Annotated in this window: 25 protein-coding genes; 10 read left to right on the top strand and 15 right to left on the bottom strand. The window is 61.3% G+C overall.

Translation table 11 applies throughout. The features are described 5' to 3' along the window. Positions 1-91: 91 nt before the first annotated feature. The 3 genes from rsmD to ABV589_RS12995 are packed head-to-tail and all read right to left on the bottom strand — an operon-like array spanning position 92 to position 3,532. Entirely contained in the window at positions 92-697 is a 606-nt protein-coding gene (gene rsmD / locus ABV589_RS13005; protein WP_367086087.1) for a 16S rRNA (guanine(966)-N(2))-methyltransferase RsmD, read from the bottom strand. After that, positions 697-2,184 (bottom strand): pitrilysin family protein, encoded by a 1,488-nt coding sequence (locus ABV589_RS13000; protein WP_367086086.1) that lies wholly within the window; start codon positions 2,182-2,184, stop codon positions 697-699. Before ABV589_RS13000 ends, rsmD begins: the two co-directional genes overlap by 1 nt. Continuing rightward, positions 2,177-3,532: a pitrilysin family protein gene (locus tag ABV589_RS12995; RefSeq protein ID WP_007964140.1), complete on the bottom strand. Its 1,356-nt coding sequence runs from the start codon at positions 3,530-3,532 to the stop codon at positions 2,177-2,179. The genes ABV589_RS13000 and ABV589_RS12995 overlap by 8 nt, the downstream gene beginning before the upstream one ends. Before the next feature lie 344 nt (positions 3,533-3,876). Here ABV589_RS12995 and ftsY point away from each other — a divergent pair, with 344 nt between their 5' ends. From ftsY to rpoH, 4 genes are all read left to right on the top strand, one after another. After that, a complete protein-coding gene (ftsY, locus tag ABV589_RS12990; RefSeq protein ID WP_367086085.1) occupies positions 3,877-5,415 on the top strand; it encodes a signal recognition particle-docking protein FtsY in 1,539 nt (512 codons plus the stop codon). Continuing rightward, positions 5,412-6,083, top strand: coding sequence for a cell division ATP-binding protein FtsE (ftsE, locus tag ABV589_RS12985; RefSeq protein ID WP_003229148.1), 672 nt, complete (start codon positions 5,412-5,414; stop codon positions 6,081-6,083). Before ftsY ends, ftsE begins: the two co-directional genes overlap by 4 nt. Continuing rightward, the gene (gene ftsX / locus ABV589_RS12980) at positions 6,080-7,105 is read left to right on the top strand and encodes a permease-like cell division protein FtsX (protein WP_367086084.1); all 1,026 of its coding nucleotides are present in this window, start codon (positions 6,080-6,082) and stop codon (positions 7,103-7,105) included. The genes ftsE and ftsX overlap by 4 nt, the downstream gene beginning before the upstream one ends. A gap of 115 nt (positions 7,106-7,220) precedes the next feature. Beyond that, a complete protein-coding gene (gene rpoH / locus ABV589_RS12975) occupies positions 7,221-8,075 on the top strand; it encodes an RNA polymerase sigma factor RpoH (protein ID WP_003229146.1) in 855 nt (284 codons plus the stop codon). A gap of 150 nt (positions 8,076-8,225) precedes the next feature. Here rpoH and mtgA read toward each other — a convergent pair whose 3' ends face one another. Next, positions 8,226-8,948, bottom strand: coding sequence for a monofunctional biosynthetic peptidoglycan transglycosylase (gene mtgA / locus ABV589_RS12970; protein WP_367086083.1), 723 nt, complete (start codon positions 8,946-8,948; stop codon positions 8,226-8,228). 74 nt (positions 8,949-9,022) lie between these two features. On the opposite strand from mtgA, the gene ABV589_RS12965 reads away from it, so the two are divergent. The 4 genes from ABV589_RS12965 to trmB all read left to right on the top strand — a co-directional run bounded on the left by ABV589_RS12965 (position 9,023) and on the right by trmB (position 11,264). Beyond that, positions 9,023-9,394 carry a DUF423 domain-containing protein gene (locus tag ABV589_RS12965; protein ID WP_367086082.1) on the top strand — a complete coding sequence of 124 codons (372 nt, stop codon included), beginning with the start codon at positions 9,023-9,025 and terminating at the stop codon, positions 9,392-9,394. 80 nt (positions 9,395-9,474) lie between these two features. Continuing rightward, the gene (gene thiS / locus ABV589_RS12960; RefSeq protein ID WP_367086081.1) at positions 9,475-9,675 is read left to right on the top strand and encodes a sulfur carrier protein ThiS; all 201 of its coding nucleotides are present in this window, start codon (positions 9,475-9,477) and stop codon (positions 9,673-9,675) included. 59 nt (positions 9,676-9,734) lie between these two features. Beyond that, on the top strand, positions 9,735-10,529 hold the full coding sequence (locus tag ABV589_RS12955; RefSeq protein ID WP_007964131.1) for a thiazole synthase: 795 nt from the start codon (positions 9,735-9,737) through the stop codon (positions 10,527-10,529). A 9-nt stretch (positions 10,530-10,538) separates the two neighbouring features. Further along, positions 10,539-11,264 carry a tRNA (guanosine(46)-N7)-methyltransferase TrmB gene (gene trmB, locus ABV589_RS12950; RefSeq protein ID WP_367086080.1) on the top strand — a complete coding sequence of 242 codons (726 nt, stop codon included), beginning with the start codon at positions 10,539-10,541 and terminating at the stop codon, positions 11,262-11,264. 119 nt (positions 11,265-11,383) lie between these two features. Here trmB and ABV589_RS12945 read toward each other — a convergent pair whose 3' ends face one another. The 10 genes from ABV589_RS12945 to ABV589_RS12900 all read right to left on the bottom strand — a co-directional run bounded on the left by ABV589_RS12945 (position 11,384) and on the right by ABV589_RS12900 (position 18,416). Next, on the bottom strand, positions 11,384-11,707 hold the full coding sequence (locus ABV589_RS12945) for a DUF3392 domain-containing protein (protein WP_003229134.1): 324 nt from the start codon (positions 11,705-11,707) through the stop codon (positions 11,384-11,386). Between the two features lie 28 nt (positions 11,708-11,735). Further along, positions 11,736-12,941, bottom strand: a complete 1,206-nt coding sequence (gene hemW / locus ABV589_RS12940; protein WP_367086079.1) for a radical SAM family heme chaperone HemW — start codon at positions 12,939-12,941, stop codon at positions 11,736-11,738. Then, positions 12,938-13,534, bottom strand: a complete 597-nt coding sequence (gene rdgB, locus ABV589_RS12935; protein WP_095186987.1) for an RdgB/HAM1 family non-canonical purine NTP pyrophosphatase — start codon at positions 13,532-13,534, stop codon at positions 12,938-12,940. Before rdgB ends, hemW begins: the two co-directional genes overlap by 4 nt. After that, positions 13,531-13,965 carry a DUF4426 domain-containing protein gene (locus tag ABV589_RS12930; RefSeq protein ID WP_329697136.1) on the bottom strand — a complete coding sequence of 145 codons (435 nt, stop codon included), beginning with the start codon at positions 13,963-13,965 and terminating at the stop codon, positions 13,531-13,533. Before ABV589_RS12930 ends, rdgB begins: the two co-directional genes overlap by 4 nt. Before the next feature lie 26 nt (positions 13,966-13,991). After that, positions 13,992-14,612 carry a methionine biosynthesis protein MetW gene (gene metW / locus ABV589_RS12925; RefSeq protein ID WP_367086078.1) on the bottom strand — a complete coding sequence of 207 codons (621 nt, stop codon included), beginning with the start codon at positions 14,610-14,612 and terminating at the stop codon, positions 13,992-13,994. Positions 14,613-14,619: 7 nt separating this feature from the next. Next, positions 14,620-15,759, bottom strand: coding sequence for a homoserine O-acetyltransferase (locus ABV589_RS12920; protein WP_258676957.1), 1,140 nt, complete (start codon positions 15,757-15,759; stop codon positions 14,620-14,622). Positions 15,760-15,988: 229 nt separating this feature from the next. Beyond that, on the bottom strand, positions 15,989-16,285 hold the full coding sequence (locus ABV589_RS12915) for a DUF167 domain-containing protein (protein ID WP_115985948.1): 297 nt from the start codon (positions 16,283-16,285) through the stop codon (positions 15,989-15,991). After that, positions 16,282-16,872 carry a YggT family protein gene (locus tag ABV589_RS12910; protein ID WP_367086077.1) on the bottom strand — a complete coding sequence of 197 codons (591 nt, stop codon included), beginning with the start codon at positions 16,870-16,872 and terminating at the stop codon, positions 16,282-16,284. The genes ABV589_RS12915 and ABV589_RS12910 overlap by 4 nt, the downstream gene beginning before the upstream one ends. Before the next feature lie 10 nt (positions 16,873-16,882). Beyond that, positions 16,883-17,701: a pyrroline-5-carboxylate reductase gene (gene proC / locus ABV589_RS12905; RefSeq protein WP_367086076.1), complete on the bottom strand. Its 819-nt coding sequence runs from the start codon at positions 17,699-17,701 to the stop codon at positions 16,883-16,885. 28 nt (positions 17,702-17,729) lie between these two features. Beyond that, entirely contained in the window at positions 17,730-18,416 is a 687-nt protein-coding gene (locus tag ABV589_RS12900) for a YggS family pyridoxal phosphate-dependent enzyme (RefSeq protein ID WP_367086075.1), read from the bottom strand. Between the two features lie 56 nt (positions 18,417-18,472). Here ABV589_RS12900 and ABV589_RS12895 point away from each other — a divergent pair, with 56 nt between their 5' ends. Next, positions 18,473-19,507 (top strand): type IV pilus twitching motility protein PilT, encoded by a 1,035-nt coding sequence (locus tag ABV589_RS12895; protein WP_027610581.1) that lies wholly within the window; start codon positions 18,473-18,475, stop codon positions 19,505-19,507. Positions 19,508-19,628: 121 nt separating this feature from the next. Here the strand turns inward: ABV589_RS12895 and ABV589_RS12890 are convergent, their stop codons facing one another. Beyond that, positions 19,629-20,255: a C40 family peptidase gene (locus ABV589_RS12890; protein ID WP_108591856.1), complete on the bottom strand. Its 627-nt coding sequence runs from the start codon at positions 20,253-20,255 to the stop codon at positions 19,629-19,631. Between the two features lie 248 nt (positions 20,256-20,503). Here ABV589_RS12890 and ABV589_RS12885 point away from each other — a divergent pair, with 248 nt between their 5' ends. Beyond that, positions 20,504-20,935, top strand: a complete 432-nt coding sequence (locus tag ABV589_RS12885) for a TM2 domain-containing protein (protein ID WP_047596579.1) — start codon at positions 20,504-20,506, stop codon at positions 20,933-20,935. The last annotated feature ends 31 nt before the right edge of the window (positions 20,936-20,966 follow it).

The following is a 20,966-nucleotide window of genomic DNA, read 5'->3' as shown; positions in this document are numbered from 1 at the left end:
GCTCCCGCTGGGGCGCGAAGCGGCCCTTTTTTGGGACTGCTGCGCAGTCCAGCGGGAGCAAGCTCCCTCGCCACAGGGTTGTTCAATACGTTCAGTTAACAGCCATACGTTGCCACAACGCGTAGTACACCCGCCCGGATTTCTGTTCGCGGTGCAGGCGCCAGTTGCCCGGCAGGCCCAGCGTCGAAGGCGCGGTTTCGCTTTCAGTGTAGATCCACGAATCCGGCGCGAGCCATTGGCGCTCTTCCAGCAAAGTGCAGACCGCTGGCAGCAGGTTCTGGTTGAACGGCGGATCGAGAAATACCAAGTCGTACGGCGTGGCGACCTGGGTTTCCAGATAGCGCAGCGCGTCCGCGGTCTGCACCTGGCCGTTGGTGCAGCGCAGGGTGCCGAGGTGTTCCTTCAGGCTCGATACCGCGACGTGGCTGGCATCCAGCGCCTGACCCATGGCTGCGCCACGCGACAGTGCCTCGAGAAACAGTGCGCCGCTGCCGGCGAACGGGTCCAGCACCTTGGCCCCGGCCACATACGGTGCGAGCCAGTTGAACAGGGTCTCACGCACGCGATCCGGTGTCGGGCGCAGGCCCGGCGCATCGGGGAAGCTCAGTTTGCGGCTGCGCCATTCGCCGCCGATGATGCGCAACTGGTTCACACCGTTGTGAACGTTCTGCGCAGGTTTTTTAGGACGAGTAGCCATTAATGCTCCGGAACCCCGAGCGGTTGCTCGGCAGGTTTATCAGATGGGGCCGGTAACGGCTTTTGCGGCACGGTCGGGCCAGCGCTGACGATGACCAGTTTGTCCGTGCTCAGGTGTTTGTTCATCGCGTCTTTGACCTGCTCGACAGTCAGGCTCTGGGACTGACGCATGAAGTCATCCAGATAGCTCAACGGCAGATTATAGAAGCCCATGGCGCCCAGCTGGCCGACGATATCGGCGTTGCTCGCGGTGGACAGCGGGAAGCTGCCGGCCAGTTCGCGTTTGGCGTCGTCGAGTTCTTTCTGGGTCGGGCCGGTCTTCAGATAATCGGCGAGCACGTCCTGCACCAGTTTCAGGGTGCCTTCGCTCATTTCCGCGCGGGTCTGCAGGTTGATCATGAACGGGCCGCGAGCCTGCATCGGGCTGAAACCCGAGTACACGCCATAGGTCAGGCCGCGCTTTTCGCGCACTTCGCTCATCAGACGCGTGCCGAAACCGCCGCCACCGAGGATCTGGTTGCCCATCGACAGCGCCGCGTAATCCGGGTCGTCACGGTCGATGCCCAGTTGCGCGAGCAACAGGTTGGTCTGCTTCGACGGGAACTCGATGTGATTGACGCTGGCCTTCGGTTCCTGCGGCTGGGCGATCTTCGCCAGCGCCGGGCCTTTAGGCAGGGCGCCGGAGACCTGATTGGCAATCGCCTCGGCTTCGGCGCGAGACAAGTCACCGACCAGCGCGATCACCACGTTGCCCGCGGCGTAGGCCTTGGCGTGGAATTCACGTAGTTGCGCCAGTGTGATCTTCGGCACGCTCTGCGGGTTGCCGTCGCTGGAATGCGCATACGGGTGGTCGCCGTACAAACGCTTCATCAACTCAAGGCTGGCGAGTTTGCCGGGGTTCTGTTTCTGGTATTCGAAACCGGCGAGCATCTGGTTCTTGATGCGCGCAAAGGAATCGGCCGGGAAGGTCGGTTTGCCCACCACTTCGGAGAACAGCTTCAGCGCCGGTTCACGTTGCTCGGCGGCACTCAGGCTGCGCAGCGAAGCCAGCGCCATGTCCTTGTAGGCACCGTTGCCGAAATCCGCACCGAGGCCTTCGAAGCCCTGAGCGATGGCGCCGACGTCCTTGCCGGCCACGCCCTCGTTGAGCATGGCATTGGTCAGAACTGCCAGGCCCGGCGCATTGCCGTCCTGGCTGCTGCCGGCGGCGAAGATCAGGCGCATGTCGAACATCGGCAGCTCATGGGCTTCGACGAACAGCACCTTGGCGCCTTCGGCAGTGTTCCAGGTCTGCACGTCGAGCTTGCGGCTGGCCGGGGCCTTGCCGTCGAGTTCGGCCAGCGATTGCAGTTTCTGGCTGGTCTTGGCGTTATCCAGCGCTTCGCTGGCGTCGGTTTTGACACCGGGCATCAGGTAGAACGCGGCGGAGCCGATGACCGCCACGGCGATCAGGCCGAGCAACAGGCGTGGGGATTTGCGCTCACTCATGAGTCGTCTCCAGTGGCAGGACATGGGCGACGCTGAGACGTTCGCGGGTGAAATACAGCTTGGCGGCGTTCTGGATGTCTTGCGGGGTCACGCTTTCCAGATCGGCGAGTTCGGTGTCCATCAACTTCCACGACAGCCCGACCGTTTCCAGTTGGCCGATGGCGGTGGCCTGGCTGGTGATCGAATCACGTTCGAACACCAGGCCGGCGATCACTTGTGCCCGCACGCGCGCCAGTTCTTCGGCGGACGGTGCGGTGGTTTTCAGCTGTTCCAGCAATTTCCACAGACCGGCTTCAGCTTGCGCCATGGTCTTTTTCTTCTGCGTGTTCGGTGTCGCCGACAGGGTGAACAGGCTGTCGCCACGGGTGTAGGCGTCGTAACTCGACGAACCGCCGGAAACCAGCTCTTCGCCGCGTTCCAGTTGCGTCGGGATGCGCCCGCTGTAACCGCCGTCGAGCAGCGCCGAGATCAGGCGCAGGGCGTTGACCGAGCGCTTGTCTTCAGCAGTGGCGATGCTGGGCACGTTGAAGCCGAGCATCAGGCTGGGCAATTGGGTTTGCACATGCAGGGTGATCTGGCGCTCACCCGGCTCGGCCAGTTCCAGCGGTTTCTTCGCCGGTGGCACGTCGCGCTTGGCAATCGGCCCGAAGTAGCGCTGGGCGAGGGTCTTCACTTCGTCCGGGGTGACGTCGCCGACCACCACCAGCGTGGCGTTATTCGGCACATACCAGGACTGATACCAGTGGCGCAGCTCTTCGACCTTCATCCGGTCCAGGTCCGCCATCCAGCCGATGGTCGGCGTGTGGTAGCCGCTGGCCGGGTAAGCCATCGCCTTGTAGCGCTCGTAGGCCTTGGACATCGGCTTGTCGTCGGTGCGCAGGCGACGCTCTTCCTTGATGACTTCGATTTCCTTGGCGAATTCGTCGGCCGGCAGGCGCAGATTGGCCATGCGGTCGGCTTCCAGTTCGAAGGCCACGCCCAGACGGTCGCGGGCCAGCACCTGGTAATAAGCGGTGAAGTCGTCGCTGGTGAACGCATTCTCTTCGGCGCCGAGGTCGCGCAAGATCAACGAGGCTTCACCGGGGCCGACTTTCTCGCTGCCCTTGAACATCATGTGCTCGAGCGCGTGGGACAGACCGGTCTGGCCCGGGGTTTCGTAGCTGGAACCGACCTTGTACCAGACCTGCGACACCACCACCGGCGCGCGATGGTCTTCGCGCACGACGACCTTGAGGCCGTTGTCGAGGGTGAATTCGTGGGTCGGTTGCGGGTCGGCCGCCAGGGCCGAAAGGGGCAGGCAGACTGTGCTGAGCAGCAGGCCTGCAGCGCGGCGGGCTAGAGCATTCATTCGTTTTTTAACCTGTTGGGCTGCCCGCTTGGTCTTAGCGTCGGCGGGCGAGAGGGTGCTAGGATACTGATCCGTTTTACCGGCGACCACGCCTATCAGGTTTTCAGGCCTGATGCGGTTGTATAGGTTGGCGGCAGAAAGCTGCGGTTTATCGACTAGACTTCGCTTTTTCGCCGATTTTGCCGGTTTAGTCCTTCGTTAATACGAATCTTTGGGGTGCCGCTGGCGCCTCGACAAAATGTTGCGCGTGAACAAGCTGGATGAAACACAGTCTGTTCTGCATCGAATATTTATTTGCCGGGGCGCCCTTATGGCGCGTCGCTACCGTGAGATAGCCGTCCTCCATGTTTGGTTCCAACGACGACAAGAAGACCCCAGCTGCGGCTGGCGAGAAGAAAAGCCTGTTCGGATGGCTGCGTAAGAAACCGCAGGAACCCGTCGTCGAACAGCCGCCCGCGATTCCTGAACCGGCTCCGACGCCAGCGCCTGCCATAGAAGAAGAGCCGGCGCCGATTGTGCTGCCGATTGCCGAGCCGGTGCTGCAACCGGTCGAGCCCGAGCCAGAACCTGAAACTCCGGTGGCGGCCGAGCTGCCACTGACTCCGCCTGCCGAGCCATGGCTCACCCTGCCAGTGGCAGAGGAGCCGGTGGCCTTGGTCGAAGAGGCCGCGCCGCATGTGACACCGCCGATTCCGGCGCCTGCCGCGTTCGTCCCTGAAGTCGCTCCGGCGCCAGTGGTTGAGCCGGTTGTCGAGCCTGCGCCAGTTGTTCCCGAGCCAGTGGCCCCGGTGTTCGTTGCCCCTGTTGCGCCGGTCGTGCAGCAACCCGAGCCTGCACCTGCACCTGCACCTGCACCTGCACCTGCACCTGCACCGGTCGTCGCTGCTTCCGTCGTGCCGGTAGATGCAGTGGTTGAAACGCCAGTCGAAGCCCCGCGCAGCGAAGAAACCAAAGTCGGCTTCTTCGCCCGCCTCAAGCAAGGCCTGTCGAAAACCAGCGCCAGCATCGGCGAAGGCATGGCTAGCCTGTTTCTCGGCCGTAAAACCATTGATGACGATTTGCTCGATGAGCTGGAAACCCGTCTGCTGACCGCCGACGTCGGTGTCGAAGCCACCACGCAGATCATTCAGCGTCTGACCCAGAAGGTCGCACGCAAAGAGCTGGCCGACGCCGATGCGCTGTACAAATCGTTGCAGGCCGAGCTGGCCGCGATGCTCAAGCCGGTCGAACAGCCGCTGAAAATCACCTCGCAGAACAAACCGTTCGTGATTCTGGTGGTCGGCGTCAACGGCGCCGGCAAGACCACCACCATCGGCAAGCTGGCGAAGAAGCTGCAACTGGAAGGCAAGAAAGTCATGCTCGCCGCCGGCGACACCTTCCGCGCCGCTGCCGTTGAGCAGCTGCAGGTCTGGGGCGAGCGCAACAAGATCCCGGTGATTGCCCAGCACACTGGCGCCGACTCCGCGTCGGTGATCTTCGACGCCGTGCAGGCCGCCAAGGCCCGTGGCATCGACGTGCTGATCGCCGACACCGCCGGTCGTCTGCACACCAAAGACAACCTGATGGAAGAGCTGAAGAAAGTTCGCCGGGTGATCGGCAAGCTCGACGCCGACGCGCCGCACGAAGTGCTGCTGGTGCTCGACGCCGGCACCGGTCAGAACGCGATCAACCAGGCCAAGCAATTCAACCAGACCGTCGAACTGACCGGCCTGGCGCTGACCAAGCTCGACGGCACCGCCAAGGGTGGGGTGATTTTCGCCCTGGCCAAGCAGTTTGGTTTGCCGATCCGCTACATCGGTGTCGGTGAAGGCATCGACGACCTGCGTACCTTTGAAGCCGAACCCTTTGTCCAGGCACTGTTTGCCGAGCGGGAGCGTTCATGATTCGTTTCGAACAGGTCGGTAAACGCTACCCGAACGGTCACGTCGGCTTGCATGAGCTGAGCTTTCGAGTCCGTCGTGGCGAATTTCTGTTTGTCACCGGCCACTCCGGTGCCGGTAAGTCCACGCTGTTGCGCCTGTTGCTGGCGATGGAGCGTCCGACCAGCGGCAAACTGCTGCTGGCCGGGCAGGATCTGAGCACCATCAGCAATGCGCAGATTCCGTTCCTGCGTCGGCAGATCGGCGTGGTGTTCCAGAATCACCAGTTGCTGTTCGATCGCACGGTGTTCAACAACGTCGCGCTGCCGCTGCAGATTCTCGGGCTGTCCAAGGCCGAGATCGCCAAGCGCGTCGATTCGGCGCTGGAGCGCGTAGCGCTGTCGGATAAAACCGATCTGTACCCGGGCGACCTGTCCACCGGTCAGCAACAGCGCGTCGGCATCGCCCGCGCCATTGTCCACCGTCCGGCGCTGCTGTTGGCGGACGAACCGACCGGTAACCTCGACCCGCGTCTGGCGGCCGAGATCATGGGCGTATTCGAAGACATCAACCGGCTGGGCACCAGCGTGCTGATCGCCAGTCACGACCTGGCCCTGATTGCGCGCATGCGCCACCGCATGCTGACCCTGCAACGCGGCCGCTTGATCGGCGACGGGGAGGCCGGCGTATGAGTGCAACACGCAGTCCGAAGGTTTCCGAGCGCGTGGCCCCGAAAGCCGCCGATCCGCAGCCGCCAAAGAAGAAAAAACACGACGATGACGACGGCCCGGACTTTTCCACGCTGCTGCGTTCGTGGATCGAAAGTCACCGCGCCAGCCTGCTCGACAGTCTGCGGCGCCTCGGCAAGCAGCCGATCGGCAGCTTTTTCACCTGCATGGTAATGGCCGTGGCACTGAGCCTGCCGATGGGCCTGTCGCTGCTGATCAACAACGTCGAGCGTCTCGGCGGTTCGTGGCAGCGTGCGGCGCAGATTTCGCTGTATCTGCAACTGGACGCCACGCCCGCGCAGGGCGAATCGTTGCGCGAGCAGATCAAAAGCATGCCCGGCGTTGCTGATGCCGAATATGTCGGCCGCGATCAGGCGCTGGAAGAGTTTCAGCAGCAGTCCGGTCTGGGCGAAGCCCTGCGCGAGCTGCCGGAGAACCCGCTGCCGGGCGTGGTGCTGGTGACCCCGAACGAGGTCGACAAGCCGACGCTGGAAGCATTAAGACAAAAACTTTCCGAGCTGCCCAAGGTACAACAGGCGCAACTTGATCTAGTCTGGGTCGAGCGTCTGGCCGCCATCCTCAAGCTCGGTGATCGTTTCGTCTTCGGTCTGACGGTGCTTTTGGTTTCCGCATTACTTTTGGTGATAGGCAATACCATTCGTCTTCATATTGAAAACCGCCGCACAGAGATAGAAGTGATTAAACTCGTCGGCGGCACTGACAGCTATGTGCGTCGTCCCTTTCTGTATATGGGCGCGCTGTATGGCTTCGGTGCGGGTGTCTTGTCCTGGGGTGTGCTGGCGTTCGGCCTGAACTGGCTTAATGACGCGGTGGTAGGGCTGGCCGGCTTGTACGGCAGTGATTTCGCGCTGGCCGGAGTGCCAGTTGCCGACGGTCTGTCGCTCTTGCTTGGCGCGGTGCTGTTGGGTTATATCGGTGCATGGATTGCAGTCGCACGTCATCTCAGGGAGCTGGCGCCGAAGTAGAATCTTTTTTGCGCGTGATTGACCTTGCGGTTTTTTTGGGAACTTGTACTTGAATTCCCGGTCAATTTTTCGCAGTGCCGAGAGGCACGAGTATGTAAGTGGGAGGTTTTTTCGCATGACCAATTCTTTGCAACCTGCGTACGCGTTGGTTCCGGGTGCGAACCTGGAAGCCTATGTGCACACCGTCAACAGCATTCCATTGCTGACGCCGGAGCAGGAGCGTGAACTGGCCGAGAGTCTCTACTATGAGCAGGATCTGGGGGCGGCTCGGCAGATGGTGCTCGCCCACCTGCGATTTGTCGTACACATCGCCCGTAGCTATTCCGGCTATGGTCTGGCTCAGGCTGACCTGATCCAGGAAGGTAACGTCGGCTTGATGAAGGCGGTAAAACGCTTCAACCCGGAAATGGGTGTGCGTCTGGTCTCGTTCGCCGTGCACTGGATCAAGGCGGAAATTCACGAGTTCATCCTGCGCAACTGGCGCATTGTGAAAGTCGCGACCACCAAGGCCCAGCGCAAGCTGTTCTTCAACCTGCGCAGCCAGAAGAAACGTCTGGCGTGGCTGAACAACGAGGAAGTCCACCGTGTGGCGGAAAGCCTCGGCGTCGAACCGCGTGAAGTGCGCGAGATGGAAAGTCGCCTGACCGGCCATGACATGGCCTTCGACCCGGCTGCTGAAGCCGATGACGACAGTGCTTTCCAGTCGCCGGCCAACTACCTGGAAGACCACCGGTACGACCCGGCGCGTCAACTGGAAGATGCCGACTGGAGCGACAACTCCAACCACAACCTGCACGAAGCGCTGGAAGTGCTGGACGAACGTAGTCGCGACATCCTCTATCAGCGCTGGCTGGCAGAAGAGAAAGCCACGCTGCACGACCTGGCGCAGAAGTACAACGTATCGGCCGAGCGGATCCGTCAGCTCGAGAAGAGCGCGATGAACAAGCTCAAGTTGTCGATCGCCGCCTAACTGGCGCCTCGGCAAATAAAAACGCCCCGATCAGTGATGATCGGGGCGTTTTTGTTTAGAAGATCAAAAGATCGCAGCCTGCGGCAGCTCCTACACGGGACTGCTTTGCACCTGTAAGAGCTGCCGCAGGCTGCGATCTTTTGCTTTTAGCTACTGCGCCCAAGGCGCCCGGCGCGAATCATCCAGCCCCAGCAAATAACTGGTCCCGCCCAACTGATTCATTTGCTGCCGAATCCACCCGGCCCGCCGCGATACATACGCTGTCGGATGGCTGGCGCTCCACACTCGCGGGTTAGGCAACACCGCCGCCAGATAACTCGCCTGCTGCCGCGACAGTGACTTCGCGCTCACACCAAAGTGATGGCGTGCTGCGGCTTCGGCACCAAACACCCCGTCATCCCACTCGACGCTGTTCAGGTACACCTCAAGAATCCGCTGCTTGGGCCACAGCACCTCGATCAGTGCGGTAAACCACGCTTCCAGGCCTTTGCGCAGATAACTGCGACCGGACCACAGAAACAGGTTCTTGGAGACTTGCTGACTCAAGGTACTGGCACCGCGAATCGAGCCGCCGAGTTCGTTGTGGGCCAGCGCAGCCTGAATCGCGCCGAAGTCAAAGCCCCAGTGCTCGGGAAACTTCTGGTCTTCACCGGCCATGACCGCGACCTTGAGATCGTCGGAGATTTCGTCCCACGGTTTCCAGGTGCGCTGCAGGTCAATCGGCTCGCCGTCGATCCAGGATTCGACCTTGCGCTCGACCATCAGCGCCGTGCCCGGCGGCGGCACGAAGCGAAACAGCAACACCAGCAATACACTGCCGCCCGCGAACCAGAGTAGGGCCTTCGTGAGACGACGCAAAAGTGAACGCAGCATAGAGATGGCTTGGCCGAACCGATAGAGCGGGCCATTATACAGACCCTGCCGAACGAGTCTGACTGGAGTTCCACATGCTGCGTGGCTTTCTGATGCTGGCCGCTTTCTTTGGTTTTACCGGTGTCGCCCTCGGCGCATTCGCCGCCCATGGCCTGAAAAATCGCCTCACGCCTGAGTATCTGGCGATCTTCCACACCGGCGTGACCTATCAACTGGTGCACACCCTGGCGTTGTTCGGTGTGGCGCTGCTCGCCACGCAGATTCAGGGGCGGCTGGTGACCTGGGCGGGTATTTCGTTCACTGTCGGCATTCTGCTGTTCTCCGGGAGCCTGTATGTGCTGACCACCACCGGCATCAGCAAGCTCGGCATCATCACTCCGTTCGGCGGTCTGGCGTTTCTGGTTGGCTGGCTGTGTCTTGGACTTGCCGCCTGGCGCCTGCAGTAAACCGCTTGACGCTTGGTGCTGACCTTTAGGTCATGATCGGGCTAGAATGCCAGCCCCTAAAAATGATGGCGGCCTGGCGCATGCGCATTCAGTTGAACGGCGAATCCTTTGAACTGCCCGACGGTGAAACCGTTGCGGCCCTGATCACTCGACTGGACCTGACCAGTCGCCGGGTGGCAGTCGAACTCAATCTGGATATCGTCCCGCGCAGCCAGCATGCCGACACCGTGCTCAACGACGGCGACAACGTCGAAGTGGTGCACGCCATCGGCGGCGGCTGATCGCCGGCCCGCAAGGGCACAGAATTCTGCAAGACCCTCACCCCTAAAGAGGATTCCCCATGAGCATCGTTCGCAGCGACAAGCCTTTTGTTCTGGCCGGTCGTACTTACCAGTCGCGTTTGCTGGTTGGTACCGGCAAGTACCGTGACATGGAAGAAACCCGCCAGGCCATCGAAGCCTCGGGTGCCGAGATCGTCACCTTCGCCGTGCGCCGTACCAACCTCGGACAGATCGAAGGCGAGCCGAACCTGCTCGAAGTGCTGTCGCCGGATCGCTACACCTTCCTGCCGAACACCGCCGGTTGCTACGACGCTATCGAGGCCGTGCGCACTTGCCGCCTGGCGCGTGAGCTGCTCGATGGTCACAACCTGGTGAAGCTGGAAGTGCTGGCCGACCAGAAAACCCTGTTCCCCAACGTGATCGAAACCCTCAAGGCCGCCGAAACGCTGGTCAAGGAAGGCTTCGACGTGATGGTTTACACCAGTGATGACCCGATCATCGCTCGCCAACTGGCGGAAATAGGCTGCATCGCGGTCATGCCGCTGGCCGGTCTGATCGGTTCCGGTCTGGGGATCTGCAACCCGTACAACCTGCAGATCATCCTCGAAGAAGCGAAAATTCCGGTGCTGGTGGATGCCGGTGTCGGCACCGCCTCCGACGCCACTATCGCCATGGAACTGGGCTGTGACGCGGTGCTGATGAACTCGGCCATCGCCCACGCCCAGCAACCGGTGATGATGGCCCAAGCCATGCAACACGCGATCGTCGCGGGCCGTCTGGCCTATCTCGCCGGTCGCATGCCGAAAAAACTCTATGCCAGCGCCTCTTCGCCGCTGGATGGTCTGATCAAGTAAGAGCCATTGATGACTGAATCGAACGACACGCCTCTCCAGACGGAAGAGGGCGACGAGCGCCAACACCGCCGCATCAAGAGTTTCGTGATGCGCGCCGGGCGCATGACCGAAGGCCAGCAACGCGGTCTGGATCAGGGCGCGCCGCTGTTCGTGCTGCCGCTGGCCGACGCGCCGGTGGATTACGATCAGGTGTTCGGCCGTTCGGCACCGCGTTCGCTGGAGATCGGTTTCGGCATGGGCCACTCGCTGCTGGAAATGGCTGCGGCGGCACCGGATCAGGACTTCATCGGTGTAGAAGTGCACCGTCCGGGTGTTGGCGCGCTGCTCAATGGCGTGCTGACTCAGGGCCTGACCAACCTGCGGGTCTACGATTGCGATGCGATCGAAGTGCTCAACCGCTGCATCGCCGACAACAGCCTCGATCGCCTGATGCTGTTCTTCCCGGATCCATGGCACAAGAGCCGTCACCACAAGCGTCGCATCGTTCAGGCGTCCTTCGCCGAGCTGGTGCGCAGCAAGCTGAAGGTTGGCGGCATCCTGCACATGGCCACCGACTGGGAACCGTACGCCGAGTACATGCTGGAAGTGATGAACGTCGCTCCGGGCTACCGCAACCTCGCCGAAGACGGCAAATGCGTACCGCGCCCGGCCGAACGGCCGATTACCAAGTTCGAACGCCGCGGCGAACGTCTGGGGCATGGCGTGTGGGATCTGAAGTTCGAAAAACTGTCCTGAGCCCCGCGCAATATCCAATGTAGGAGCTGCGGCACGCTGCGAGCTTTTGATCTTGATTTGAAGATCAAAAGATCGCAGCGTGCCGCAGCTCCTACAGTTGTTTTGGGGGTGGCGAAAGATCAGCGGCGGTCAGCGACGACGCCGATAAGGACGAGCACCACCAACAACACCGGCGCCAGGCTGTAGTTGTTGAACTGGCTCAGGCCCTTGACCACCCACGGTGTTGCATAGATCAGCGCGGCGCCGCTGCCGATCACGCACAGCAGGGCCATCAACGGTACGCGCAGGGCGCCGGCGATGCTGCCCAGGCGTTGTTCGACCCAGCCTTTGAAGTCGGCGCCGAACAGCACCAACAGGCAGCCCACCAGGGCCAGGGCGATTTCCGAGAGGTTGCTGCGGCTCCAGCGGGACACGGTGGCGAGCAGATCGAGTATCAAATCCATGGGTTTTTCCTTGGGGCGGCCTTTGGGCTCAGCTCAGAAATTTCTGCAGCAAGTCGTTGAGAAACAGTTGTCCGCGCTCGGTGGCCGCCAGACGTGACGGTTCGACCTGCATCAGGCCGCTTTGTTCGGCCTCGCGGCGGTGTTCGGCGAGACTTTCCAGCGGCAGGCCGGTGCGCTCGGGATACAGGCGGGATTCCACGCCTGCCGTCAGACGCAAAGCGTTCATCAGGAACTCGAACGGCATCTCGTCGTTGGTCAGGGCTTTCTCGCCGGCCTGGAAACTCTTGGCTGGGTTGAGATAGTCCTTCGGCAGGCGTGTCTTCCAGGTGCGGACGATGCGCCCGTCCGGATGACTGAGCTTGCCGTGGGCGCCAGCACCGATGCCGATGAAGTCGCCGAAACTCCAGTAATTGAGGTTGTGCCGCGCCGGCCGCCCGGGCTGGGCATAGGCCGAGACTTCGTATTGCGCGTAACCGTGCGCGGCCAGCAGCGCTTGCCCGGCTTCCTGAATGTCCCACAGCGTATCGTCTTCCGGCAGCACCGGCGGCTGGTTCCAGAACACCGTGTTCGGTTCCAGCGTCAGCTGATACCAGGAGATGTGCGTCGGTTTCAGCTCAATCGCCTGGCGCAGATCGCTCAAGGCATCGTCCAGCGACTGATCGGGCAGGCCGTGCATCAGGTCTAGGTTGAAGTTATCGAACCCGGCCTGACGCGCCATTCCCGCCGCGCGCACCGCTTCGTCGCCGTTATGGATACGCCCGAGGGCTTCGAGTTTCTGCTGCTGGAAGCTCTGGATGCCGATCGACAGGCGATTGATCCCCAGCTTGCGATACGCGACGAACTTCTCTTGCTCGAAGGTGCCGGGGTTGGCTTCCAGGGTGATCTCGATGTCGTGCGCAAACGGGATGCGTTGCTCGACGCCTTTGAGCAAGCGCCCGAGGGCTTGCGCGCTGAACAGGCTCGGCGTACCGCCGCCGAAGAAGATCGAACTGATTTCACGGCCATACACCGCGTGGAGATCCTGATCGAGGTCAGCCAGCAACGCGTCGACGTATTCCTCTTCTGGCAGCACCGGGCTGGCAGTGTGCGAGTTGAAATCGCAATACGGGCATTTGCGCACACACCACGGAATGTGGATGTACAGCGCCAGGGGCGGCAGCGTTGGCAGCGGCGCCCGAGGCGAAGAGGCGGCGCCGCCGATGATCAGCGACGACGCGGGGTGGCTGTCGGTCATTTCAGGCCCAGACGCTGGCGCAGCAGATCCATTGCACGGGCGCGGTGGCTGATCTGGTTCTTGTCGGCCGGGCTCAGTTCGGCGCTGGACACGTCACGCTCCGGCACCCAGAACAGCGGGTCGTAGCCGAAACCGTGCTCGCCACTGGCGGCGGTCAGGATGCGCCCGTGCCACAGGCCTTCGCAGAGAATCGGCAGCGGATCATCGGCATGCCGCACCAGTGCCAGCACGCAGACGAACTGCGCGCCGCGCTCGGCTTCAGGCACGTCTTTGAGGGCGTCGAGCAGTTTGGCGTTGTTCGCCGCATCGCCCTTGCCATCGGCATAACGCGCCGAGTAGATGCCCGGCGCACCGCCGAGGAAGTCCACCGCTAGACCGGAATCGTCGGCCAGCGCCGGCAGACCGGAGATGCGCGCGGCATTGCGCGCCTTGAGGATCGCGTTCTCGACGAACGACAGACCGGTTTCCTCCGGTTCGACCTTGCTCCATTCGCCGATCGAGCGCAGTTGCACCGAATCGCCGAGCATGGCCTGGAGTTCTTTGAGTTTGCCGGCGTTATGGCTGGCCAGTACGAGCTGCTTGAGGTTCATCATTCGCCGGGGAAAAGTTCTTGGTTGAAGTTGATGGTGTTGATCTTGTCGCCGTTCTGCACCTTGATTTCAAAGGTGCGGGTTTCCTGCTGCTCCACCGGATACTGGGCGATGTAGTAGATCGCGCCCTGTTCGGTGACCTGGCGGAAGTTCAGCGGCACGCTCTGGCTGGTCAGGTCCTTGACTGTGCCGGTGACATTGGCGCTCAGCGGTTTGCCGTCCTTGATCACCGAGACGTTGATCACGCCCTGGTTCTTGCTGCGGATCAGCTCGGCTGCTTTGGCGATGTCCGGCTGCAAATACGTGGAGTTGAAGGTGTTGTAGTGCACCGTCACGTCGCCGAAGGTTTCCTGGCGCTCGCTTTTGATGACGTCCGCTGCCATGGCGCTGGCGCTTAGGCAGGCGGTCAGTAACAACAGGGCTAGACGAGCCATGATCGTTCTCCTCGAAATGTCGTGGTTCAGACCGCGATCCGGTGATCTGCAAGGCCCGGACTGCTGACGCGGTAGATACCGATCTCACCTAACAGATTAGGCCATAGCTTACTGGCCCACCCGTGGCGGTGCTGTTGATCCACGGCAAGCCGATCAATGACCTTCGCATCACGTTCGCGACAAAGTTCTTCAAAGTCTTCGAAGGTGCAGAAGTGAATGTTCGGCGTGTTGTACCACGTGTACGGCAGGAACTCCGACACTGGCATGCGGCCCTTGCTCGCCAGATACCAACGGCAGCGCCAGTGACCGAAGTTGGGGAAGGTGATGATGCATTGACGACCGACCCGCAGCATTTCGTCGAGGATCTTGTCCGGGTAGTGCACGGCCTGCAGGGCCTGGGTCATGACCACGATGTCGAAACTGTTGCTGGCGAAGTTGCCCAGGCCCTTGTCCAGGTCCTGCTCGATGACGTTGATGCCCTTGGCCACGCACTCGGCGATGTTGTCGGCGTCGTTTTCCAGGCCATAGCCGGTGACGTTCTTGTTGTCGCGCAGCCAGGTCAGCAGTTCGCCGTCGCCGCAACCGAGGTCGAGCACGCGGCTGCCGGCGGGGATCCATTCCTGGATGATTTCCAGATCAGCTCTCATGGCTTGTTCACACCGTAATTCGGTTCATGTAATTGCCGAACGCCTGCAAATAGCGCGGGATCGGAATCAGGAAGGCGTCGTGGCCCTGGGGGGCATCGATTTCCAGATAGCTCACGTCTTTGCGTGCCGCCATCAGCGCGTCCACCAGTTCTCGCGAGCGGGCCGGGGAGAAGCGCCAGTCGGTGGTGAACGACATCACGCAGAACTTGGCGGTGGCGTTTTCGAAAGTTTTCGCCAGGTTATCGTCGAAGTTCGCCGCCGGATCGAAGTAGTCCAGCGCCTTGGTCATCAACAGATAGGTGTTGGCATCGAAACGACCGGAGAATTCTTCACCCTGATAACGCAGGTAGCTTTCAACCTGGAACTCGACGCTGTGGAAGTCGTAGTTGAGCTTTTCGCTCTTCAGGCCACGACCGAATTTCTCGCCCATCGAGTCGTCGGACAGGTAGGTGATGTGCCCGACCATCCGCGCCAACATCAGCCCGCGCTTGGGGATCACGCCCGCTTCCTGGAACGAGCCGCCGTGGAATTCCGGGTCGGTGAGGATCGCCTGACGCGCGACTTCGTTGAAGGCGATGTTCTGCGCCGACAGCTTGGGCGCCGAAGCGATGGCCAGGCAGTGACGCACCCTATCCGGATAGGTGATGGTCCATTGCAAGGCCTGCATGCCACCGAGGCTGCCGCCGATCACGGCGGCGAACTGGCGGATGCCGAGTAGATCGGCCAAGCGCGCCTGACTGTGCACCCAGTCTTCCACGGTGAGCACCGGGAAGTCGGCACCGAACGGCTTGCCGGTCTCCGGGTTGATACTGCTCGGGCCGGTGGAGCCGTTGCAGCCGCCCAGATTGTTCAGGCTGACCACGAAGAACTTGTTGGTGTCGATCGGCTTGCCTGGGCCGATGCAGCTGTCCCACCAACCGGGTTTGCGGTCGTCGACGCTGTGATAGCCGGCGGCATGGTGATGCCCGGACAAGGCGTGGCAGATCAGCACGGCGTTGCTCGCCTGCGCGTTCAGCGTGCCGTAGGTTTCGTAGATCAGGTCGTAGGCGGGCAGCGAACGGCCACAGGCCAGAGCCAGAGGTTCACTGAAGTGCGCCGTTTGCGGCGTCACCAGACCAACAGAATCGGGGGGAAAGGCAGCTGGCATCGACCCTGCTCTCGTTGAAATGAGGCGTAAGTCTAAAGACCGGGGGGGTTAGCGGCAAGCGGCCCTCACCCTAGCCCTCTCCCAGAGGTAGAGGGGACCGACCGAGGTGTTCTTTTGAGCTACACCGACCTGATCTATCCGGGGTGAACTCAGGTTCTGAAAACACCCTGGATCGGCTCCCTCTCCAGGGGGAGAGGGCTGGGGTGAGGGGTACAGACGCCGCAAAAACTCAAGACAAGCGCCCAACCAACCCAGGCAACTCCGGCAGCTTCTTAGGCGCACAGATCTTCACCCGTTTCTGCCGGTTCAACTCGCCGCTGAGCAAGCTGACCTGGCTCTTGGACACGCCAAACGCCTTGGCCAGAAAACCCATCAAATAAGCATTGGCCTTGCCCTCGACCGGCGGCGCGGTGAGGCGGATCTTCAGGCGGTCACCGTGCAGCCCGGCGAAATCATCGCTGCGGGCTGCCGGTTGCAGATGACATTCGAGGATCAAGTCGTCCCCGTCCCAGCGAAACCAGCTCACATCAGCAGGCGCAGGATTTCCGGCATCATGGTCATCGCCGCCAGATTATTGATCACCAGCATGTCGATCAGCTTCAGCGCGAGAAAGGCGAAGATTGGCGACAGATCCAGACCGCCGAGGTTCGGCAGAATCCTGCGGAACGGTGCCAGCGCCGGCTCACAGATCTGGTTCACCAGTTCAGCGCCCGGGTTGTGGCTGCCCGGAGCGATCCACGACAGGATCACGCTGATGATCAGGGCGAAGAAGAAGATCTTCAGGAACAGCGCGGTCACGCCGATGATCGACCAGATGAACAGCTGCAGCGGGTTGCCGGTGGTGCCATAGGTCAGCAGCAGGGTCAGGGCCATCAGCGCCAGTTGCACGAGGATCGCCAGCACCAGCGACGACATGTCTAGGCCGAACAGGCTCGGGATGATCCGGCGCAGTGGTTTGAGCAGCGGCTGGGTGGCCTTGACCACGAACTGGCACAGCGGGTTGTAGAAGTTCGCGCGCACCAGTTGCAGGACGAAGCGCAGCAGCACGATCAGCAGGTACAGACTGCCGAGGGTTTGCAGCACGTAAACCGCTGCGGTGTTCAATCCAATCATGTAAGGCTCCTTATTTGCCCAGTTGTTCGGCCATTTCGGCCGAGCGGTGCGCGGCGGCGCCGAGTGCTTTTTCTACCAGGGCTTCGAAGCCATCAGCCTGGAATGATTTGATCGCGGCCTCTGTGGTGCCATTTGGCGAGGTCACGCGGCGGCGCAGTTCGGCGGCGTCGACATCGCTGGATACCGCCATGTGCGCGGCGCCCAAGGCCGTCTGCACAGTCAGTTGCTCGGCGATTTCCCTGGGCAGACCGAGTTTGACGCCAGCGGCGGTCATCGCTTCGATCAGCAGGAAAAAATACGCCGGGCCGGAGCCGGAGACCGCGGTCACTGCATCGAGTTGCTGCTCTTCGTTCAGCCACAGCGCGATGCCGACGGCGGACAGCAGCTCTTCAGCCTGCTGACGCTGTTCAGCGGTCACTTCGCTGGTGGCGTACAGGCCGCTGACGCCCTGACGCAGCAGCGCCGGGGTGTTCGGCATGCAGCGCACGATTGGCTGCTCGCCGAGCCACGCAGTCATGCTCGCGCAGGTGATGCCGGCGGCGATCGACACCACCAGTTGCTGCGGTTTCAGGCTTGGGCGGATGGCTTCGCACACGGCTTTCATCGCCTGTGGCTTGACCGCCAGCACGATCACGTCAACGCCGTCGATGGCCTGGGCGTTATCGGCGAAGGTTTCGATGCCGTGTTCGGCGCTGACGCGTTGGCGGGTCTCTTCGCCCGGATCGCTGGCGCGAATGTGGCTGGCTTGCAGACCCTTGGCCCGCAGGCCGCCGATCAGACTGGCGGCCATGTTGCCGGCACCGATAAAGGCAATGCGTGTGTTGCTCATGTCAGGTCCTTTTTCAGATGGCTGTCGGTCATTGCTGACCGTAATCTCTGGCGCCAAACAGGGCGGTACCGATCCGCACCCACGTGGCGCCCTGGGCGATGGCCGACTCGAGGTCGTGGCTCATGCCCATGGAAAGTGTGTCGAGCGGCAGATTCAGGCTGGCCTGCAAACGTTGCACGGCAGCAAAGGCGGCATCTTGTTCGGCGCGATCTTCGGTCGGCTCGGGAATCGCCATCAGCCCGCGTAGTTTCAGGCGGGGCAGGGTGCTGATGGCCTCGGCCAGCGCCGGCAGGTCGGCCGGGGTGCTGCCGGACTTGCTCGCCTCACCACTGACGTTGACCTGAATGCAGATGTTCAGCGGCGGCAGCTCGGCCGGGCGCTGTTCGGACAGGCGTTGGGCAATTTTCAGGCGATCCACGGAGTGCACCCAGTCGAAATGCTCGGCGATGGCGCGAGTCTTGTTCGATTGAATGGGGCCGATGAAGTGCCAGATCAAGGGCAGGTCGGCCAGTTCGAGCTGTTTGCCCAAGGCTTCCTGCAGATAATTCTCGCCAAAGTCACGCAAGCCGGCGGCGTAGGCTTCACGCAGGTCCTGCGCGGGTTTGGTTTTGCTGACCGCCAGCAACTGCACGCTGTTTTCACTGCGCCCGGCCGCTGCGGTGGCAGCCTGGATGCGCGAACTAACCAGTTGGATGTTGTCTGCTATCGTGGACATCAAGAGGCGCCGGCGGTCTGAAGGTTCGCGGCATTCTACTGGAATTGAGGGACGCTATGGATATCACTGAACTGCTGGCGTTCAGCGCCAAACAGGGCGCTTCCGACCTGCACCTGTCGGCGGGGCTGCCGCCGATGATCCGCGTCGACGGCGATGTGCGGCGGATCAATCTGCCGGCGCTGGATCACAAGCAAGTGCACGAATTGATCTACGACATCATGAACGACACCCAGCGCGTCGACTTCGAGAAACACCTGGAAACGGATTTCTCGTTCGAAGTCCCCGGCGTGGCGCGCTTCCGGGTCAATGCGTTCAACCAGAACCGGGGCGCCGGCGCGGTGTTCCGCACCATTCCCTCGAAAGTGCTTAGCATGGAAGACCTCGGCATGGGCGACGTCTTTCGCAAGATCACCGATGCGCCGCGCGGGCTGGTGCTGGTGACCGGGCCGACCGGTTCCGGCAAATCGACCACGCTGGCGGCGATGATCGATTACCTCAACATCCATCGCCATCACCACATTCTCACCATCGAAGACCCGATCGAGTTTGTCCACGAATCGCGCAAATGCCTGATCAATCAGCGCGAAGTCCATCGCGATACCCGCAGCTTCGCCACCGCGCTGCGTTCGGCGCTGCGCGAAGACCCGGACGTAATTCTGGTGGGCGAGATGCGTGATCTGGAAACCATCCGTCTGGCGCTGACCGCTGCCGAGACCGGGCATCTGGTGTTCGGCACGCTGCACACCACATCGGCGGCGAAAACCATCGACCGTGTTGTCGATGTGTTCCCGGGTGACGAGAAGTCCATGGTGCGTTCGATGTTGTCCGAGTCGCTGCTGGCAGTGGTATCGCAGACCCTGATCAAGAAGATCGGCGGCGGGCGGGTGGCAGCCCACGAGATCATGCTGGGAACGTCGGCGATCCGGAACCTGATCCGCGAGGACAAGGTGGCGCAAATGTATTCGGCGATTCAGACCGGTGGGTCGTTGGGTATGCAGACACTCGACATGTGCCTGAAGGAGTTGGTGACCAAAGGCTTGATCAGTCGCGAGCATGCGCGGGAGAAGGCGCGTACGCCGGATAATTTCTAAAGGCTGGAATGCACCTGTGGCGAGGGAGCTTGCTCCCGCTTGAGCGCGTAGCGCTCACAAGATTTTGGGGCTGCTGCGCAGCCCAGCGGGAGCAAGCTCCCTCGCCACAGTTGATCGTGTTTCAGCGTTGAACTACACGCATCTGCTTGCCAGCCGGTTCTTTCGGCAGCACACGCTTGGCAACCACGTAATGCTGTTCCCAGTACGGCTTGTTCAGCGTATCGATGCTCACCGCTTTGCCACGGCGCGGGGCGTGGATGAAGCGGTCGTTGCCCAGATAGATGGCAACGTGGTTGACCCGACGGCTCTTGATGTTGAAGAAAATCAGATCGCCCGGCTTCAGGTCCTTGCGTTCGACTTTCTCGCCATGTCCGCTGGCCATCGCGTTGGAGGTGCGTGGCAGGTCGAATGTGGCGTCGTTGAACGCATATTTCACCAGACCGCTGCAGTCGAAGCCTTTACTTGGGCTGCTGCCGCCCCAACGATAGGGAGTACCGAGGACGTTCACCGCACGGCTCAGGACGTTGCTGCTTTCCTTGTTGGCCATCGGTGGCACCAGCTTGCCGTGACTCTTGCTGGCGAGCGTGGTGTGTTTCGTTTGTTTGCTGCTCTTGCTCGAAGGAGCCGAAGCATGGGATTTAGGGGTGAAACCGTTAACGTTGGGAAGACGTTGCTCACGATTGGTGGCGTGGGCGGCCAGTGGCATTAATAGGCAGATGGTTAGCCATGTCTTGAAAAATGGTCGCATTAGGCGTGGCTCTTATGTGTTAGCGCGCAACTTTATAACAGCTTTTTTGTCCCTTCCGAGGCCGTTGGTCGATTCCATCGGAGGGCAACGGAACCAAACAAGAGGCAAATGGACGCAATTGTCGGACAGAAGTCCGGTGCTACAAGGCTTTGACGGACGACACGGTAACATTTGCCGTACGTCGGCTACATGTAAAAAAGTCACAAAGAATTAAAGAAAATTTATCTATCGTGTGAATCGAGGTCTTCATGAACCGCTATCAGCAGGTCGCTGCACCGCAGGATACACACAGCAAAATCATCGGTTATCTGCTGTGGATTTTTGGTTTTACCGGCGCTCACCGCTTCTATTACGGCAAACCGGTGACCGGCACGATCTGGTTTTTCACCTTCGGTCTGCTGGGCATTGGCTGGCTGATCGACGTGTTCCTGATCCCGGCAATGGATCGCGAGGCGGACCTGCGCTTTGCCGCAGGGCCGATCGAATACAACGTGGCGTGGATACTGCTGACGTTCCTGGGCGTATTCGGCGTGCACCGGATGTACCAGGGCAAGTGGATCAGCGGGTTGCTGTATCTGCTGACCGGCGGGTTGTTCTTTATCGGGGTGCTGTATGACTTCTGGACCCTGAATGATCAGGTTTCGGTGCGCAATGCGCAGAATCGCGGCGCTTTCCAGTAAGTGAAAGGAGGGGCAGGCCGCGGGCGCAGTT

This window comes from Pseudomonas sp. HOU2 (genome assembly GCF_040729435.1).
GTDB lineage: Bacteria > Pseudomonadota > Gammaproteobacteria > Pseudomonadales > Pseudomonadaceae > Aquipseudomonas.
Note: the sequence above shows the minus strand (reverse complement) of the source record. Positions and strands in the feature narration are given on the sequence as shown.

What these genes read in the sequence shown, in the direction of transcription:
- rsmD (WP_367086087.1), bottom strand. Translation starts at nt 697, where the DNA reads ATGGCTACTCGTCCTAAAAAACCTGCGCAGAACGTTCACAACGGTGTG.
- ABV589_RS13000 (WP_367086086.1), bottom strand. Translation starts at nt 2,184, where the DNA reads ATGAGTGAGCGCAAATCCCCACGCCTGTTGCTCGGCCTGATCGCCGTG.
- ABV589_RS12995 (WP_007964140.1), bottom strand. Translation starts at nt 3,532, where the DNA reads ATGAATGCTCTAGCCCGCCGCGCTGCAGGCCTGCTGCTCAGCACAGTC.
- ftsY (WP_367086085.1), top strand. Translation starts at nt 3,877, where the DNA reads ATGTTTGGTTCCAACGACGACAAGAAGACCCCAGCTGCGGCTGGCGAG.
- ftsE (WP_003229148.1), top strand. Translation starts at nt 5,412, where the DNA reads ATGATTCGTTTCGAACAGGTCGGTAAACGCTACCCGAACGGTCACGTC.
- ftsX (WP_367086084.1), top strand. Translation starts at nt 6,080, where the DNA reads ATGAGTGCAACACGCAGTCCGAAGGTTTCCGAGCGCGTGGCCCCGAAA.
- rpoH (WP_003229146.1), top strand. Translation starts at nt 7,221, where the DNA reads ATGACCAATTCTTTGCAACCTGCGTACGCGTTGGTTCCGGGTGCGAAC.
- mtgA (WP_367086083.1), bottom strand. Translation starts at nt 8,948, where the DNA reads ATGCTGCGTTCACTTTTGCGTCGTCTCACGAAGGCCCTACTCTGGTTC.
- ABV589_RS12965 (WP_367086082.1), top strand. Translation starts at nt 9,023, where the DNA reads ATGCTGCGTGGCTTTCTGATGCTGGCCGCTTTCTTTGGTTTTACCGGT.
- thiS (WP_367086081.1), top strand. Translation starts at nt 9,475, where the DNA reads ATGCGCATTCAGTTGAACGGCGAATCCTTTGAACTGCCCGACGGTGAA.
- ABV589_RS12955 (WP_007964131.1), top strand. Translation starts at nt 9,735, where the DNA reads ATGAGCATCGTTCGCAGCGACAAGCCTTTTGTTCTGGCCGGTCGTACT.
- trmB (WP_367086080.1), top strand. Translation starts at nt 10,539, where the DNA reads ATGACTGAATCGAACGACACGCCTCTCCAGACGGAAGAGGGCGACGAG.
- ABV589_RS12945 (WP_003229134.1), bottom strand. Translation starts at nt 11,707, where the DNA reads ATGGATTTGATACTCGATCTGCTCGCCACCGTGTCCCGCTGGAGCCGC.
- hemW (WP_367086079.1), bottom strand. Translation starts at nt 12,941, where the DNA reads ATGACCGACAGCCACCCCGCGTCGTCGCTGATCATCGGCGGCGCCGCC.
- rdgB (WP_095186987.1), bottom strand. Translation starts at nt 13,534, where the DNA reads ATGATGAACCTCAAGCAGCTCGTACTGGCCAGCCATAACGCCGGCAAA.
- ABV589_RS12930 (WP_329697136.1), bottom strand. Translation starts at nt 13,965, where the DNA reads ATGGCTCGTCTAGCCCTGTTGTTACTGACCGCCTGCCTAAGCGCCAGC.
- metW (WP_367086078.1), bottom strand. Translation starts at nt 14,612, where the DNA reads ATGAGAGCTGATCTGGAAATCATCCAGGAATGGATCCCCGCCGGCAGC.
- ABV589_RS12920 (WP_258676957.1), bottom strand. Translation starts at nt 15,759, where the DNA reads ATGCCAGCTGCCTTTCCCCCCGATTCTGTTGGTCTGGTGACGCCGCAA.
- ABV589_RS12910 (WP_367086077.1), bottom strand. Translation starts at nt 16,872, where the DNA reads ATGATTGGATTGAACACCGCAGCGGTTTACGTGCTGCAAACCCTCGGC.
- proC (WP_367086076.1), bottom strand. Translation starts at nt 17,701, where the DNA reads ATGAGCAACACACGCATTGCCTTTATCGGTGCCGGCAACATGGCCGCC.
- ABV589_RS12900 (WP_367086075.1), bottom strand. Translation starts at nt 18,416, where the DNA reads ATGTCCACGATAGCAGACAACATCCAACTGGTTAGTTCGCGCATCCAG.
- ABV589_RS12895 (WP_027610581.1), top strand. Translation starts at nt 18,473, where the DNA reads ATGGATATCACTGAACTGCTGGCGTTCAGCGCCAAACAGGGCGCTTCC.
- ABV589_RS12890 (WP_108591856.1), bottom strand. Translation starts at nt 20,255, where the DNA reads ATGCGACCATTTTTCAAGACATGGCTAACCATCTGCCTATTAATGCCA.
- ABV589_RS12885 (WP_047596579.1), top strand. Translation starts at nt 20,504, where the DNA reads ATGAACCGCTATCAGCAGGTCGCTGCACCGCAGGATACACACAGCAAA.